This window comes from Lysobacter sp. 5GHs7-4, from assembly GCF_021284765.1.
Lineage (GTDB): Bacteria > Pseudomonadota > Gammaproteobacteria > Xanthomonadales > Xanthomonadaceae > Lysobacter.
On record NZ_CP089924.1, the window covers coordinates 1,451,121 to 1,465,512 of the forward strand.

Below are 14,392 nucleotides of genomic sequence, written 5' to 3' on the forward strand. Positions count from 1 at the left end.
CGGAGCCTGCGCGCCGCGCGCACAGAGCGAACGCGGCGCTATGGGGTCACGACAGGGGCGGGAACAACGATGAACGCGGGAACTGCGAATACCGAAAGTCTGCTGGCGCAACGGCCGCGCATCTGCCTGGTCACCGAAGAGCTGTCCGGCGTCGGCGGGTCCGGCGGCATCGGCGCCGCGTTCTACGAACTGGCCCTGTTGCTGGCCGCGCGTGGGGCGTATGTCGACGTGTTGTACTGCCCGGTCGCGCCCTTACCCGAGGGCGAGACCGAACGCCTGCAGGCGAAGTTCGCCGAGAAGGCGATCAAGCTGGACTTCCTGGACGAGCGCGCCTGGATCGAGGGGTCGGCCTCCTACGAGAAGCGCGCCTATGCCGTGCTGCGCCACCTGGAGCAGGCGAGCGGCCGCTACGACTACATCCATTTCCACGACTACAAGGGGCTGGGCTGCTTCGCGGTCGATGCCAAGCGCCAGGGGCTGGCCCTGCGCGACTCCGTGCTGGTGGTGCAGTTGCACGGTCCCACGCGCTGGACCATCGAGGCCAACCGGGGGTTCTTCACCCACGAGGACCAGCTCAAGATCGATCGCCTCGAACGCGGCGCGATCGCGGGCGCCGACTATGTGGTCAGTCCCAGCGCCTACCTGGTGGACTGGCTGCGCGAGGCCGGTTATGCCTTGCCGCCGGCGCAGCGGGTGCGCGTGCTCAAGAACGTCTGCTCGGAGATCGTGCGCGAAACCGAGCTGGCGCGCGCGCCGCGCGATGCGGACGCGGGCCCGGTCACCGACCTGGTGCTGTTCGCCCGCCACGAGGACCGCAAGGGGTTCGCGGTGTTCTGCGATGCGCTGGACCGCTTGGACGAGTTCCTGGTCAGGCGCAACATCGCCGTGACCTTCATGGGCAAGCTGGGCCTGGTGGATTCGCAGCCCTCGGGCGTGTACCTGTTGGACCGCAGCAAGGCCTGGTCGTTCAACTACCGCATCCGCAGCGGCTACGACCGCACCGCGGCGGCCGCCTACTTCGGCGGGCTGGCCTCGCCGCTGGCGGTGGTGCCGTCGCCGTTCGAGAACAGTCCGTACACGGTGCTGGAGACGGTGGCGCTGGGCCTGCCGCTGGTGTCGTCCAACGCCGGCGGCGGCCGCGAACTGCTGGAGCCCGACTATCCGGGGCTGTGCGAGATCGATGCGCCGTCCCTGGCCGCCAAGATCCGCGAAAGCGTCGAGCAGGGCTTGTCCGCGCCGCGCGCGGCGCAGTCGTTGGCGCAGATCGAGAACGCCTGGCTGGCGTTCCATCGCGAGCCCAGGCCGGAAACGCCGCCGCCGTCGTCGGCCCGGCCGAAAGTGGCCTTGGCCATCACCCATCACGAGCGCCCGGCCAAGCTGGTCGAAGCGGTCATCTCCGCCGCGCGCCAGTCGTATCCGAATCTGGAGCTCATTGTCGTCGACGACGGCTCGCGCACGCCGGAAACGCTGGAGGCGCTGGAGCAGCTCGAATCCTTCCTTGCGCGCATGGGCGCGCGCCTGATCCGGCGCGAGAACGGCTACCTGGGCGCGGCGCGCAACACCGCGCTGGCGGCGACCGACGCCGAGTACATCTGCTTTCTCGACGACGACGACTACGCGTTTCCGCAACTGATCGAGACCCTGTTGCAGGCGGCCCAGGCCACCGGCGCGGACGTGGTCAACTGCTTCAACTGCTTCATGCCCGAGTCGCATCGTTCGGAGATCATCGCCCGCCTGGGCCAGGTCGAGCGCAAGGTCGCCTACGTGCCGATCGGCGGTCCCTTGTCGGTCGCGGTCACCGAGAACGTCCTCGGCGCCGCGACCGCGCTGATCCGGACCGACACGCTGCGCGCGCTCGGCGGCTACACCGAACTCAAGGGCGTGGGGCACGAGGACTACGAACTGTTCCTGCGCATGCTGCAGGCCGGCAAGCGCATCGAGATCGTTCCGCGTCCGCTGTACTTCTACGAGGTCGGCCGGCCCAGCATGCTGTCGCGCACCAGCATGGTGCGCAACTTCCGTCGCTGCTTCGATGCCAGCGCACTGGCCGACGACGCCGACGCCGCGCGCGATCTGCTTTCGCTGACCCTGGGCAAGAAAGTCGCGGTGGACGCGCATAACCGGCAGTGGTGGCTGTACTCGCTGCAGCCCAACGCCGAGTTGCGCCACCAGTTGATGGCGCCGGGCCTCTCGCGCGAGGACACGCTGACCAAGCTGATACGTCTGGCTCAGGCCGAGGGACAGCTGCGCATGACTCTGGCCTTGGCCGAGGATCTGCACGCCGGCGCCTCGCGCCCGGCCGATGGCGTCGACCAGACGCTGGTCGCGCTGGAGGTGGGCGCCCCGCGCGACGCCGCGCCCGCGCGGCGGCTCTACGACGCGCGCCTGGCCGGAATTCGTTTCGATGCCGCGTTGGGTCGCGGGGAGCATGCGCTGGAAGGCCTGGCCGCTTACGCGCGCGACGCCGCCAGTACCCATGCGGAGTTCTACGCGGTCGCGCGCGAAGTGCTTAAGCACACCGATCGGCACCAGCACCGCGAACGCTACCTGAGCCTGTTGGACGCCCTGGCCGCGAAGCGCGTCCCGCGTGCGCAATTGGCCGAGGCGCGCGTGCTGCTGGTAGCGCTGGAGTACGCCGCCGGCCGGGTGCCGGTGAGCGCGTTGCGCGACATCGTGAACGAGGACGAGGCGGCCTACGTGGCCATGCACGACGACGTCGCGCGTGCGATCGGCGCGGGTCAGATGCAGCGCGGCGCCGATCACTACCTGCACTTCGGCCTGCACGAAGGCCGCAACGGCTTCGACAGCGTCAACAAGGTGGCCGCGATGCTGCGCGATTGCAGCTTCGATACCGGCGCGGACGAGTTGCTCGAAGTCGCGTGCCGCCGCTGAGCGCGGCCGTTTCCCAATCGTATGGCCCAGGCCGAACCAGCGAGGCGTTATGACAGCAACTGATAGCTATTGGAATTCCTACTACGGCCATGCCGGCGGCATGTCGGCGATCGCGCCCTCGCAGTTCGCCGCCTTTCTGATGGGAGAGTTGGCGCCGGGCAGCATGGTGGTCGACCTGGGCTGCGGCACCGGTCGCGACACCTTGTTCTTCGCCCAGCAGGGATTGAACGTGGTGGGCGTGGATGCGTCGCAAGTGGCGATCGACTTCTGCGAACGCAGGCGCGACGAACTGGGTTTGTCGGAGCGGGCCAGGTTCGTGTGCGAGGGCATCCAGTCGCCCGGCCTGGCGCGCGCGGTGCGCGACAGCGGCGACGCGCCCAAGGTGGTGTACGCGCGGTTCTTTCTGCATGCCATCGACGACGAGGCCGAGCGCGCTTTCATCGACCTGGCCGACGAGGTGGTTTGCGAGCGCTCGCTGCTGGCCATCGAGTTCCGCACGCACCGCGATAGCCAGCTGCGCAAGGAGACGCCCGGGCACTACCGTCGTTACATCGAACCCTCCGGCCTGATTTCGAGGCTGGCGGCGCGCGGTTTCCAGGTCCGCTACTTCGTCGAGGGCTTCGGCTACGCCAAGTACAAGAGCGACGACGCGCATGTCGCCAGGATCCTGTGCAGCCGGAGCGCCGCGTGAACGAGACGGCGGACTCCGTCGAGTCCTTCTTCTCCGAGGTGCGGGCGGCTGCGGGCGCCGCTGGCGCGGCGTTCGAGGCAGCGCCGGCCGGCACGGTCAAGCTGAGGATCGATCGCGATGCGGCCGCACGCCTGGCCGCGGCGATCGAAGCCCTGGCGGCCGGCGAGGCGATCGCGCCGGAGCCCCGCGTTCGCCTGTTCCATGCCTTGATGAGGCAGTTGCTCGATGAGGGCGCCGTCGATCTGAGCAAGCGCCTGGGCGAAGCCTGCGACATGGGCATGTCCAATGCCGCGGTGCGTTCGGTGCTGGCCGAAATCAACGAGGCCTATGTGATCCCGGCGGGCTTGGAGATCACCAGCCATGGGCTGTTGCGTTCGTTCCGGTTCTGGTCGTTGGACGAGAAGACGGCCTACCTGCGGCAAACCGCAGAGCTGATCGCGCTGCTGCGCGGTGAGTTCGGGCACGCGTGCCTGGCGTATGGCGCGGTCTTGTCGTATGAGCGCAGCGGCGATCTTTCGCCGCACGACGACGACCTGGACGTATTGGTGGGCCTGGACATGCAGGCCGCTCCGACGTTCGGTGCGGGCGTCGAGCTTGTGTCCGCGTTCCTGTCCGGAGCCGGTTACGACGTGGTGGGGCGCTGGCCGGCCTTCATCAAGGTGCGGCGGCCGCAGATGCGCAGCGACATCGACGTGTTCGTCGGCTTGAACGAGCGCGGTCACCTGGCCTCCATTCCCGGGCCTCGCGGCGTCATTCCTTGGGAAGCGCTGTTTCCCGCCAGGGACGGCGAGTTGTACGGCGTGACTCTGGCGGTGCCGGCGCAAGCCGAGCGTTATCTGGAGCTGGTTTACGGCGCGAGTTGGCGTACCCCTCAGCCCGGCTGGCAGCACCGCTGGGACTATCCGCGGTACGCGGACATCACCTGAGGGTCGGGTCGGATGGCGAGCGGCGCGAACGGCTCGAGCGGCGACACCGTGTTGGTGACCGGCGGCCTGGGCTATATCGGCTCGCACGCCTGCGTCGCGCTGGCCGAGGCCGGGCGCCGTTTCGTGATCGTCGACAATCTGGCCAACAGCTCGCCGCGGGTGCTGGACCGCTTGCAGCGCATCGTCGGCTGGCGCCCGGACTTCGTCGAGGCCGACATCGGCGACGGCGCGCGGATGGCGCGCGTGCTGCGCGAGCATCGCGTCGGCGCGGTGATGCATTTCGCCGGCAGCAAGGCCGTGGGCGAGTCGGTGGCATTGCCCTTGGACTACTACCGCAACAACGTCGCCGGCACCCTGGCCTTGCTGGAGGCCATGCGCGCGCAAGCGGTGCGCAGGCTGATCTTCTCGTCCTCAGCCACGGTCTATGCGGCCGACAACGCGATGCCGCTGCGCGAGGACGCGGCGCTGGGCGCCAGCAATCCCTACGGGCGCAGCAAGCTGTTCGTGGAGCATATGCTGCGCGACTTGCAGGCCGCCGAGCCGGAGTGGGCGATCGCCTGCCTGCGCTACTTCAATCCGGTCGGCGCCCATCCCAGCGCGCTGATCGGCGAGAGCCCGCGTGGCATTCCCAACAACCTGGTGCCCTACATCGCCCAGGTCGCGGTGGGGCGGCGCGAGCGCCTGAGCGTGTTCGGCGGCGATTACGGCACCGCCGACGGCACCGGCGTGCGCGACTACGTGCACGTGCTGGACGTCGCGGAAGGCCATGTGGCGGCGCTGCGGCATCTGGAGCGCGCGCCCGGTTGGGTCGCCGTCAACCTGGGCACCGGGCAGGGCGTGTCGGTGCTGGAGATCCTGCGCGAGTACGAGCGCGCCAGTGGCATCCCCATTCCGTTTCAGGTGGTCCAGCGCAGGCCCGGCGATATCGCCCAATGCTGGGCCGAAGTGGCGCGGGCGCGCGATCTGTTCGCCTGGCGCGCACGCCGCGACCTGGGCGAGATGTGCGCCGACAGTTGGCGCTGGCAACAGGCCAACCCGGACGGTTACGGCTAGCAGCGTCGCTCAGTCCGCTTCCGACCCATCCGGATTGCGGTCGATCATCCACAGCCCCGCCCACAGCTTCAGATCCAGCTCGTAGCCTTCGGCGTGCTTGCGCATCAGCCAGGCCGGCGCGTCGGCGCGCGCGACTTCGTGGACCACGATGTCCTCGCCGTCGACGCCGCCGCCTTCGCCGACGCGGCGCAGCTGGCGCGCGCGCACGAAGGCGATGCGCTCGCTGCTCATGCCCGAGGAGGTCGGGCCGGTCAGCAGCACCTCGACGCGGTCGGCCTGCCAGCCGGTCTCCTCGATCAGTTCGCGGCGGGCGGCGCTTTCCAGGGTGTCGGTGTCGTGGTCGTCGCCGACCAGGCCGGCCGGCATTTCGATGGTGCGTGCGTTCAAGGGCACGCGGAACTGTTCGACGAACAGCACCTTATCCTCGGGCGTGACCGCGACGATGATCACCGCCATGCCGTTGCCGTGGGTGCGCTCGGCGTACTCCCAGCGGCCGCGGCGCATCATCCGCAACCAGTGGCCGTCGTACAGGGTCTCGACGGCGTCGTCGGTTGCGGTGTCGGTGGCGGCGGTATCGGTCATGGTGCGTCCGGGCATGCGTTCGCCCCGATGCTACGACGGAAGCGATGACGTCGCGAAGTCCAGGCCGGCGGCTTCGTGCAGACGGCGCCGGGTCATCGGGCCGAAACGCAGGGACTCGCACAGGCCCGACAGCTCGGGCGCCAGGCCGGGGCCGCGCAGGAACGGGGCGGCGGCGGCGTCGAGCGGCGCATCCAGCGCGATGGTGGTCAGGCGCCGGCACAGCAGCGCCTGTTCGCGGTGTTCGCGCAGGCGCGCGGCGGTGCTGGCCGCGCCGCGCAGTCGCAGGAAGGGCACTTCCTCCACCCGCGCCAGCACCGCGTCCAGGCTGCCGAAGTGGGCGAGCAGGGCGGCCGCGGTCTTGGCGCCGATGCCGGGCACGCCGGGGATGTTGTCGACCGCATCGCCGCACAGCGCCAGGTAGTCGGCGATCTGGCGCGCTTCCACGCCATGCCGCGCCGGCACGCCGTCGGCGCGCCAGCGTTGGCCGCGCGCGTAGTCCCATTGCTCGTCGGCGCCGTCCAGCAGCTGCGACAGGTCCTTGTCGGCCGAGACGATCACGCCGCGGTAGCCCTGCGCGCGCATCAAAGCCAGGGCGCTGCCGATCAGGTCGTCGGCCTCGTACTCGCTGTGCGCCAGCACCGGCAGGCCCAGCGCATGGCACAGCGCCTTGCAATGCACGAACTGGCGCTTGAGTTCCTGCGGCGCCGGCTCGCGGTTGGCCTTGTAGGCCGGATAGAAGGCGTTGCGGAAGCACGAATCCAGGGCTTCGTCGAAGGCGACCGCGATGTGGCGCGGGCGCTCGCGTTCGATCAGCTCGACCAGGAAGCGGGCGAAGCCGTGCACCGCGTTGGTCGGCCAGCCCTGCGCGTCCTCGAACTCGTTGGGCATCGAGTGCCAGGCGCGAAACACGTACAGGCTGGCGTCGACCAGGTACAGCGGCGGCTGGACGCTCATCGCGGCGTCCATTCGCTCAGCAGGGCCAGCGGGTCCGGGCGCTCGCGCTCGGGCGCTTCCAGCTTGGGCGTGCCGATGTGGATGAAGCCGGCCACGCGCTCGTCCTCGCCCAGGCCCAGCCAGCCCAGCACCTGCGGGTCGTAGGCCGGCCAGCCGGTCAGCCACACCGCGCCGAAGCCCAGCGCCTGCGCGGCCTGCAGCAGGGCGAAGCAGACGCTGCCGGCGGTCAGCAGGCGCTCCTGTTCGGGGATCTTCTCGTCCGGCCCCAGGCGCGCGACCACCACCACTATTAAAGGTGCGTGCGAGAAGCGGCCGCGGTCCTTCTCCACCGCGGCCTCGCCGGCGTCGGGGTCGCGCTCCAGGCCGCGTGCGGCCAGACGCTCGCCGAGGCGGTGGCGGGCGTCGCCGCGGATGCTGAGAAAGCGGAACGGCACGCGCTTGCCGTGGTCCGGCACGCGCACCGCCGAGCGCAGCATGCGCTCCAGCTGGCGCGGGTCCGGGCCCGGTTCGGTGAGCTGTTTGGCCGGCACCGAGCGGCGAATGTCTAGAGCCGCTAACGCTTTTTCGGATTCAGGAGGCAAGTCGGTATCGATTCGGGACATCAGTCACAAAAGCCTATTTTGTGTGTGCATTCGCTGTCGTATCTTGCCACTATGCTGTTGCGAACTGCCTAAAAACGGCACGTTTAGTCCACACGATCTTCCCTACACGGGAACAGGGGAAAACGCAGTGTCCGGCCATCTGCACGGCGTCGCTCAAGCCACGCGTACCGATCCCTTGCGCATGCTCGAGGAGATCAAGCGCCTGGCGTTGGAGCACCTGGGCGGCCTGCCCGGCACCCTGTACGGCCCGATCGAGGACACCATGAAGGTGGACTCGCTCAAGGGCGACGGCAAGAACCATCAGTACGAGGAACAAGCCGCATTGTGGGTCCTGCGGCAGCATCAGGCTACCCATGTGATGGCGTTCCGCCAGCAGGTGGCCAAGGGTTTCGACGAATTCCGCGCCCTGCGCATCCGCAGCGGCGGCGAAGTGCCGATGCGGCTGGTGGACGAGAACCAGCTCGAGTTCGACCTGGCCGGCGAGCGCCTGACCGAGTCCCTGTGCGGCCGCTACGCGCGCCCCCTGGACATGGTGCAGAGCCGCTTGGCGGCCGTGTCCGAGGCCCTGAACCTGGCCCCGGGTCCGAATCCGATCGGTCCGCAGCGTCTGGTCACGGCGTTCGTGGAGACCTTCGTCGACGCGCAGCTGCCCGAGGCGCTGCGGGCGCGCCTGTTCCGCCAGTACGAACACGAGCTGGCGCGCCTGCTCGGCGACCTGTACGGCCGCGTCAACACCTTGTTGTCCAGCAACGGCTACGGCGTCGGTCTGGGCGCAGGCCTGGGCCCGAAAGTGCCGCAGCGCGAGCCGGCGCGCGAGCGCGGTTACAACGAATTCGATTCCAATCAAGGCGCGGGCTTCGGGGGGCCTGCGCCGGGCGCCGGCGGTTACGGCGCATATGGCGGCGCGCCTGCGCCAAACGGCGGCATGCCCGCCCACGATCCCCACCGCCCGCCGATGTCGCCCAGCGACATCGCGGCCATGGCCAGCGAGCTCGCCGACTTGCGCAGTCAATTGCATGCCTGGCGCGAAGGACTGATGCGGTCCGACGCCGTTCCCAACGCCCACGCTCCGCAGCGCACGATGGCGCCGCGGCGCGAGTTGCGCATCGACGAAGTGGTCAGCGTCGCCTCGCTGCTGCAGCCCGAACCGCCGGACGCGTTCGCGCGCGCCCTGGCCGTGTCCGGCCGCCTGGGCGAGAGCATCCGCGACCACCTGCACGACGGTGCGCGCCGGCTCGGTCTCAACCCCGACCAGACCTGCTTCAGCGCCGAAGAAGACGACGCGATCGATCTGGTCGCGCTGCTGTTCGACTCGCTGTTCCGCAACCATGCCCTGCAGGACCGCGCGCGCCGTCTGTACGCGCGCCTGGTGCTGCCTTACGTCAAGGTCGCGCTGACCGACAACGAAGTGTTCGTGAAGCGCGAACACCCGGCGCGGCGCCTGCTCGACGCGATCACCGAGGCCTGCGAAGGCAACGACGGCGAGACCCCGCAGGACCGCGAACTGCTCGACCGCGCCACCGAGATTTCGCAGCGCGTGGTCGCCGACTACAACGAAGACGTGGCCGTGTTCGAAATGGCCCACGCCGAACTCGACGCGCTACTGTCGCAGCAGCGGCGCCGGGTCGAGCTGCAGGAGCAGCGCGCGGCCAAGGCCACCTACGGCCGCGAGCGTCTCGGCGCGGCGCGCAACCAGGCCGATCACGCCCTGCGCGAGCGCCTGGCCGAACCGCCGCTGACCCAGGCCGTGGCCGATTTCCTGGCCATGCCCTGGCGCCATCACCTGGTCCAGACCCTGCTGCGCGAAGGCGGCGAAGCGCGCCGCGACGAAGCGCTGTCGCTGGGCGATGCGCTGATCGAAGCCGATCGCCTGGCCGCCGAGCAGCGCGGCCGCGAACTGGCCGACCGCCTGATCGCCCTGCAGCCGCTGATCGTGCAGTGCCTGGCCAGCTCCGGCCTGGACGACAGCGCCGCCCAGCACGGCATGGCCGGTCTGGTGCGCGCGCTGGCGACGCCGGACTCGGCGCGCCGCACGCGCCCGGCCTCGCCGCTGCCCGCGGCCGAGGACGAAGCCATCGAGGAAACCCGTCGTTACCTGCCGCCGGGCAAGGACGTGGCCCAGCACGATCCGGTGCTGGCCGAGCGCATGCGCGGCCTGGATCCGGGCGACTGGCTGCGCCTGACCGACCTGCAGGGCGAGCAGATCGCCGCCAAGATCGCCTGGGTCAGTCCGCTGACCTCGCGCTACCTGCTGGTCAACCGCCGCGGCCTGCGCGTGTTCGCCGCGTCCGCCGAGGAACTGGCGATCCTGGCCGGCGAAGGGCGCTTGAGCATCGGCGCCGAGCGCAACGCGTTCGACGAAGCGATGCGCCAGGTCCGCCGCCATCTGGATCGCGCGGTCGGCCACCGCTAAGCGCCAGACCCGTTGCGCACCGAACCCGGCGCCCCGTCCCAGACGGGGCGTCTTCGTTTGCGTCCGCCGCGCGGCGCTTGCTCGCGCGCCGCCGCATTCCGCTACGATGCGGCGAGACACCATCACCGGGACCGGAGCGAAGCATGGCGGGCATCACCATAGGCGTTGCGAGCGAAACCGCGGCGGGCGAACGGCGCGTCGCGCTGACCCCGGAAACCTGCAAGAAGCTCGTCGCGCGCGGCGCGCGCGTGCGCGTGCAGCGCGGCGCCGGTCGTGCCGCCAGCTTCGGCGACGAGGCCTATGCGCAGGCCGGCGCCGAACTCGCCGACGATGCCGACGCCGCGCTCGCGCAGGCCGACGTGGTGCTGTGCGTGCAGCCGCCGGATGCGGCCGCGCTGGCGCGCCTGCGCGAGGGCGCGGTGCTGGTCGGCTCGCTCGCGCCGCAGGCCGACGCCGCGCGCGGCGAGGCGATCCAGGCGCGCGGGTTGGTGGCGTTTCCGCTGGAACGCCTGCCGCGCACCACGCGCGCGCAGGCCATGGACGTGCTCAGTTCGCAGGCCGGCATGGCCGGTTACAAGGCGGTGCTCATCGCCGCGCAACTGGCGCCGCGCTTCTTCCCGATGCTGACCACCGCGGCCGGCACCATCCGCCCGTCCAAGGTGCTGATCGTCGGCGCCGGCGTCGCGGGTTTGCAGGCCGTCGCCACCGCCAAGCGCCTGGGCGCGCAGGTCGAGGGCTTCGACGTGCGCCCGGAAACGCGCGAGCAGATCGAATCGCTGGGCGGCAAGTTCCTCGACCTGGGCGTGAGCGCCGCGGGCGAGGGCGGCTACGCGCGCCAGCTCACCGACGAGGAGCGCGCCGAGCAGCAGCGCCGCCTCGGCGAGCATCTGAAGAACATCGACGTCATCGTCTGCACCGCGGCCGTGCCCGGCCGTCCGGCGCCGAAGATCGTCAGCGCGGCGATGATCGCCGGCATGAAGCCCGGCAGCGTGCTGGTCGACCTGGCCGCCGAGACCGGCGGCAACTGCGAGCTGACCCGCCCTGGCGAAACGGTCGACGTCGACGGCGTGACCATCGCCGGCCCGCTCAACCTGGCCAGCAGCGGCGCGGTCCACGCCAGCGAGATGTACGCGCGCAACGTGTTCAACTTCGTCAGCCTGTTCGTCGACAACGGCGAGCTCAAGTTCGACTGGAACGACGAGCTGCTGGCCAAGACGGTGTGGCCGGAGCGCGCGGCGGTATGAGTTCCGCCGCGACGGATCCGGTCGCGTTGGAGGTTCGATTCCGCTACAGCTTCTGGGACCGGGTCCGCTGCGGCCTGGTGATGGCGTTCCAGACGCCCTGGAGCGCCCTGGTTTTCCTGGCGGTTCCGCTGGCTGGATTGGGGCAGCTATGGCTCCATGAGTACCGGGGCCTGCCGATCGATGCGCCATTCGTGGCCGTGATCGCCGCTGCGGTGTGCTTTCCGGTGTTGGTACAGGTCATCTCCGCGATCGCGGTGCATTGCTTCGGCGCGCACAAGCGGCGGACCTACCAATACGACTTCGGCGACTTCGGGTTGCGCGCCCACAGCGACACCGAGGAATGGACGCAATCGTGGAAGGCGATCACCCTGGTGAAGCGTCAGGGCGGGTTCTTGCTGCTGTTTTTCTCGAGCCGCTGCGCGCATTGCCTGCCCGCTCGGCAATTGCAGCAGCACAATGCGTTGCAGCCAATCCTGTCGCTGGCGCGCGCGCACGGCGTTAACGTTCGGGGCGCTTGATCGCGCGCAGCGGCGAGTCGCTGTTCAGCACTTGCCTGCGCACGCTTAACCTGCGGCCAGGCATCCTGCCGGCGTCCTCTAGCGGAGCTCTGGCGATGGACGATGACCTCGACACGATGAGCATCGAGCGACTGCGCGAGGAAGCCCGCCGCCTGCGCGCCGGCATCCGCGCGCACCGCGACAGCAGTCTGCACGCCTTGTGCTGGCACCATCCGCAGTTGTGGGATCTGCTGCCGGAACGCATCGCGCCGGATATCGCGGTGCCGGAATGGCCGGCCTTCCTGCGTGGCTGCGTGCGCTATCGGGAGTCGCTGGACCGGCAGCGGCCGGATGCGCCGCGGGTGGATATCGAGGCGGAGTGAGCGTGCGCAGAAGCGCTAGGGCTTTCGCCTCCCCCTTTGAAAAGGGTGATTGAGGGGGATTTGCTTTTAGCGCCAGTGGAGCAAGAGCAAATCCCCCCTAGCCCCCCCTTTTCAAAGGGGGGACTGATTGCAGGGGGCGAACAGGCGGGGCGAAAGGGCGGAAGCGAAGGCCGCTCGCGTGCGTTCAACGCTCCGGTCGCGGCGCGTCCTTCGGGCCGCGGCGGTCGCGGTCGTCGCGCTTGGGTGTGTTGTTCTGCATCCACTCGCGGCGTTGCTCCGGCGTCATCGCGCGCCAGCGTTCGCGCAGGGCCTGGCGCTCGGCGTCGCTGAGGTTGCGCATGCGGCCGAACAGGGCGCGGGCTTCCTCGCGCTGCTCGGGGCTCATGCCCTCCCAGCGGCGCATGCCGTGGCGTGCGCGCTTGCGTTCGTCCGGGCTCATCTGCTGCCAGCGGCGGGCGTGATCGAGCATGCGCTGGCGCTCGCCGGGTTCGGCGTTCCAACGGTCGCGCACCGGCGCGATCAACTGTTCGCGCTGCTGCGGGCTGAGCTGCTCCCAGGCCGGCGGCGGCGGGCCGTTGGCCGCGGGCGCCTGCGGACCGCCGGCGAACGCGGGGGCCGCGGCCAACAGGGTCAGGCCGAGCAGGGCGGCCAGGGCGGGGCGGAACGAAAGGCGGAACATGCGGCTTACTCCGTTGCGGGCAGGTCGTCGGCGGACGCCAGCCACAGGTAGAAATCGGGATTCTCGTCCAGGGACGCCAATGCCGTGCCGCTGTCGTAGGCGGCGGCCTCGGGCGCGGGCAGCATGGCGGCCATGGTGGGCGCCGCCGACGGCGGGGCGGCGGCCGGCGGCGCGCGCTGCAACTGCACGCCGATCGCCAGCGCGAACACCGCCGCGCAGCCGCTGGCCAGCACCCAGCCCAGGCCACGGCGCGGCGCGCGCGCCTGTTCGCCGGCGGCGTGCCGGGCGATGCGCAGGCGCGCGCGGGTGGACGGGGAGACGGCGTCCAGCGCCTGCGTGTGCAGCGCGCGCGCGGCGGCGTCGAAGCGGCGCTCGTCCTCGCTCATGTCCGGGTCGGCGCCGTAGCGCGGGTCGTTGGGGTTCATCGCCAGTCCTCCAGTTGTCGCTGCAGCGCCTCGCGCGCGCGCGACAGATGCGTCTTTACCGCGCCTTCGCTGCAGCCCATCGCCCGCGCGGTCGTGGCGACGTCGAGTTCTTCCAGTACGCGCAGGCTGAACGCCTCGCGCTGCCGGCGCGGCAGGGTGCCCAGCGCGTCGGCGAGTTTTGCGTAGGCCTCGCGGCCGTCGTGGGCGCGCGCCGGGTCGGGACCGTCGTCGGCCCAGTCCAGCGGCGTTTCGTCCTCGCGCGCGGCCGGCATCAGCCAGCGCAGCCGGAACGTGCGCCGGCGCTGCAGGTCGACGATGCGGCTGCGCAGGATGCTCCAGAACAGCGGTGTCCACTCCGCGGCCGGCCGCTCGCGGTAGCCCAGCATCTTCACCATCGCGTCCTGCACCGCGTCCAGCGCGTCGTCGCGCTGGCGCAGGCCGAGTTCGGCGAAACGGAACGCGCGCGTGCCGATGCCGGCGAGGAATTCCTCCAGCGTCGCGGGGCTGCGCTCGGTCGCGTCGCTGACGGACGCGACCAGAGCCAGATCGTCGGCTTCGGCGGACACGATGTGCAGCATACGGGTCAAGGCTTAATGCCGGCGGTCCCAGCGGCGGTCGTAGCGCTCCCCGCGGCGTTCCCAGCGCGCTTGCGCCAGGTCGCCACGACGGTCCAGGCGCGCCTCGACGCGCTCGCCGTGGCGGTCGACGCGGGCGGCGGCGCGCGCGTGGCCGTGCGCGGCCAGGGCGTCCGCGCGACGGTCGCTGCGGGCTTCGATGCGGTCGCCGCGGTGGTCCAGGCGGCGGTCGATGCGCTCACCGTGGCGCTCCATGCGGTGCTCGACCCGGTCGCCGTGGTCGCGGGCCATGGCGTTGCCGGCCAGGCCCAGGCCGGCGACCAGACAGGCCAGGACGGCCAGATAGGGTGCGGTTTTCATGTGGCTCTCCTCGTCATCGGTACGTTCGAACCCCTGTTGAGGAGGCAAACGCCCGGCCGCCGTCACGGTTGACAGCGCTGGCGCCCGGTTCATGGAACGTTATGATGCCCAGGACA

Annotated in this window: 15 protein-coding genes; 8 read left to right on the forward strand and 7 right to left on the reverse strand. The window is 70.4% G+C overall.

Annotated features, from left to right (window positions below; genetic code table 11):
- The first annotated feature begins 69 nt into the window (after positions 1-69).
- Genes LVB77_RS06275 through galE form a run of 4 tightly spaced genes read left to right on the forward strand, consistent with a single transcriptional unit; the run spans position 70 to position 5,562 of the window.
- Positions 70-2,892 (forward strand): glycosyltransferase, encoded by a 2,823-nt coding sequence (locus tag LVB77_RS06275; protein WP_232909329.1) that lies wholly within the window; start codon positions 70-72, stop codon positions 2,890-2,892.
- Between the two features lie 49 nt (positions 2,893-2,941).
- On the forward strand, positions 2,942-3,583 hold the full coding sequence (locus LVB77_RS06280; protein WP_232909330.1) for a class I SAM-dependent methyltransferase: 642 nt from the start codon (positions 2,942-2,944) through the stop codon (positions 3,581-3,583).
- A complete protein-coding gene (locus LVB77_RS06285; RefSeq protein ID WP_232909331.1) occupies positions 3,580-4,509 on the forward strand; it encodes a hypothetical protein in 930 nt (309 codons plus the stop codon). Before LVB77_RS06280 ends, LVB77_RS06285 begins: the two co-directional genes overlap by 4 nt.
- 12 nt (positions 4,510-4,521) lie before the next feature.
- Positions 4,522-5,562, forward strand: coding sequence for a UDP-glucose 4-epimerase GalE (gene galE, locus LVB77_RS06290; RefSeq protein WP_232909332.1), 1,041 nt, complete (start codon positions 4,522-4,524; stop codon positions 5,560-5,562).
- 9 nt (positions 5,563-5,571) lie between these two features.
- Here the strand turns inward: galE and LVB77_RS06295 are convergent, their stop codons facing one another.
- The 3 genes from LVB77_RS06295 to LVB77_RS06305 are packed head-to-tail and all read right to left on the reverse strand — an operon-like array spanning position 5,572 to position 7,700.
- On the reverse strand, positions 5,572-6,144 hold the full coding sequence (locus tag LVB77_RS06295; RefSeq protein ID WP_232909333.1) for an NUDIX hydrolase: 573 nt from the start codon (positions 6,142-6,144) through the stop codon (positions 5,572-5,574).
- Positions 6,145-6,174: 30 nt separating this feature from the next.
- Entirely contained in the window at positions 6,175-7,110 is a 936-nt protein-coding gene (locus LVB77_RS06300; protein WP_232909334.1) for a 5'-3' exonuclease H3TH domain-containing protein, read from the reverse strand.
- Positions 7,095-7,700 (reverse strand): nitroreductase, encoded by a 606-nt coding sequence (locus tag LVB77_RS06305; RefSeq protein ID WP_232909335.1) that lies wholly within the window; start codon positions 7,698-7,700, stop codon positions 7,095-7,097. Before LVB77_RS06305 ends, LVB77_RS06300 begins: the two co-directional genes overlap by 16 nt.
- A 127-nt stretch (positions 7,701-7,827) precedes the next feature.
- Here LVB77_RS06305 and LVB77_RS06310 point away from each other — a divergent pair, with 127 nt between their 5' ends.
- The 4 genes from LVB77_RS06310 (at position 7,828) to LVB77_RS06325 (ending at position 12,237) form a co-directional block, all read left to right on the forward strand.
- Positions 7,828-10,113 carry a DUF1631 family protein gene (locus LVB77_RS06310; RefSeq protein WP_232909336.1) on the forward strand — a complete coding sequence of 762 codons (2,286 nt, stop codon included), beginning with the start codon at positions 7,828-7,830 and terminating at the stop codon, positions 10,111-10,113.
- A 143-nt stretch (positions 10,114-10,256) separates the two neighbouring features.
- Entirely contained in the window at positions 10,257-11,357 is a 1,101-nt protein-coding gene (locus LVB77_RS06315) for an NAD(P) transhydrogenase subunit alpha (protein WP_232909337.1), read from the forward strand.
- Complete coding sequence (locus LVB77_RS06320) at positions 11,354-11,875, forward strand: YcxB family protein (RefSeq protein ID WP_232909338.1); 522 nt, start codon at positions 11,354-11,356, stop codon at positions 11,873-11,875. Before LVB77_RS06315 ends, LVB77_RS06320 begins: the two co-directional genes overlap by 4 nt.
- A gap of 95 nt (positions 11,876-11,970) precedes the next feature.
- Positions 11,971-12,237, forward strand: coding sequence for a hypothetical protein (locus tag LVB77_RS06325; protein ID WP_232909339.1), 267 nt, complete (start codon positions 11,971-11,973; stop codon positions 12,235-12,237).
- Between the two features lie 184 nt (positions 12,238-12,421).
- Here LVB77_RS06325 and LVB77_RS06330 read toward each other — a convergent pair whose 3' ends face one another.
- Genes LVB77_RS06330 through LVB77_RS06345 form a run of 4 tightly spaced genes read right to left on the reverse strand, consistent with a single transcriptional unit; the run spans position 12,422 to position 14,276 of the window.
- Positions 12,422-12,916 (reverse strand): DUF3106 domain-containing protein, encoded by a 495-nt coding sequence (locus LVB77_RS06330; protein ID WP_232909340.1) that lies wholly within the window; start codon positions 12,914-12,916, stop codon positions 12,422-12,424.
- Between the two features lie 5 nt (positions 12,917-12,921).
- A complete protein-coding gene (locus tag LVB77_RS06335; RefSeq protein WP_232909341.1) occupies positions 12,922-13,341 on the reverse strand; it encodes a hypothetical protein in 420 nt (139 codons plus the stop codon).
- The gene (locus tag LVB77_RS06340) at positions 13,338-13,919 is read right to left on the reverse strand and encodes an RNA polymerase sigma factor (RefSeq protein WP_232910188.1); all 582 of its coding nucleotides are present in this window, start codon (positions 13,917-13,919) and stop codon (positions 13,338-13,340) included. The genes LVB77_RS06335 and LVB77_RS06340 overlap by 4 nt, the downstream gene beginning before the upstream one ends.
- Before the next feature lie 12 nt (positions 13,920-13,931).
- Entirely contained in the window at positions 13,932-14,276 is a 345-nt protein-coding gene (locus tag LVB77_RS06345) for a hypothetical protein (RefSeq protein WP_232909342.1), read from the reverse strand.
- Positions 14,277-14,392: the final 116 nt, after the last annotated feature.

Bases quoted from the DNA above. Each gene is read 5' to 3' on its own strand.
- LVB77_RS06280 (WP_232909330.1), top strand. From the start codon at position 2,942: ATGACAGCAACTGATAGCTATTGGAATTCCTACTACGGCCATGCCGGC.
- LVB77_RS06335 (WP_232909341.1), bottom strand. From the start codon at position 13,341: ATGAACCCCAACGACCCGCGCTACGGCGCCGACCCGGACATGAGCGAG.
- galE (WP_232909332.1), top strand. From the start codon at position 4,522: ATGGCGAGCGGCGCGAACGGCTCGAGCGGCGACACCGTGTTGGTGACC.
- LVB77_RS06295 (WP_232909333.1), bottom strand. From the start codon at position 6,144: ATGACCGATACCGCCGCCACCGACACCGCAACCGACGACGCCGTCGAG.
- LVB77_RS06345 (WP_232909342.1), bottom strand. From the start codon at position 14,276: ATGAAAACCGCACCCTATCTGGCCGTCCTGGCCTGTCTGGTCGCCGGC.
- LVB77_RS06300 (WP_232909334.1), bottom strand. From the start codon at position 7,110: ATGGACGCCGCGATGAGCGTCCAGCCGCCGCTGTACCTGGTCGACGCC.
- LVB77_RS06320 (WP_232909338.1), top strand. From the start codon at position 11,354: ATGAGTTCCGCCGCGACGGATCCGGTCGCGTTGGAGGTTCGATTCCGC.
- LVB77_RS06305 (WP_232909335.1), bottom strand. From the start codon at position 7,700: ATGTCCCGAATCGATACCGACTTGCCTCCTGAATCCGAAAAAGCGTTA.
- LVB77_RS06315 (WP_232909337.1), top strand. From the start codon at position 10,257: ATGGCGGGCATCACCATAGGCGTTGCGAGCGAAACCGCGGCGGGCGAA.
- LVB77_RS06275 (WP_232909329.1), top strand. From the start codon at position 70: ATGAACGCGGGAACTGCGAATACCGAAAGTCTGCTGGCGCAACGGCCG.
- LVB77_RS06340 (WP_232910188.1), bottom strand. From the start codon at position 13,919: ATGCTGCACATCGTGTCCGCCGAAGCCGACGATCTGGCTCTGGTCGCG.
- LVB77_RS06325 (WP_232909339.1), top strand. From the start codon at position 11,971: ATGGACGATGACCTCGACACGATGAGCATCGAGCGACTGCGCGAGGAA.
- LVB77_RS06330 (WP_232909340.1), bottom strand. From the start codon at position 12,916: ATGTTCCGCCTTTCGTTCCGCCCCGCCCTGGCCGCCCTGCTCGGCCTG.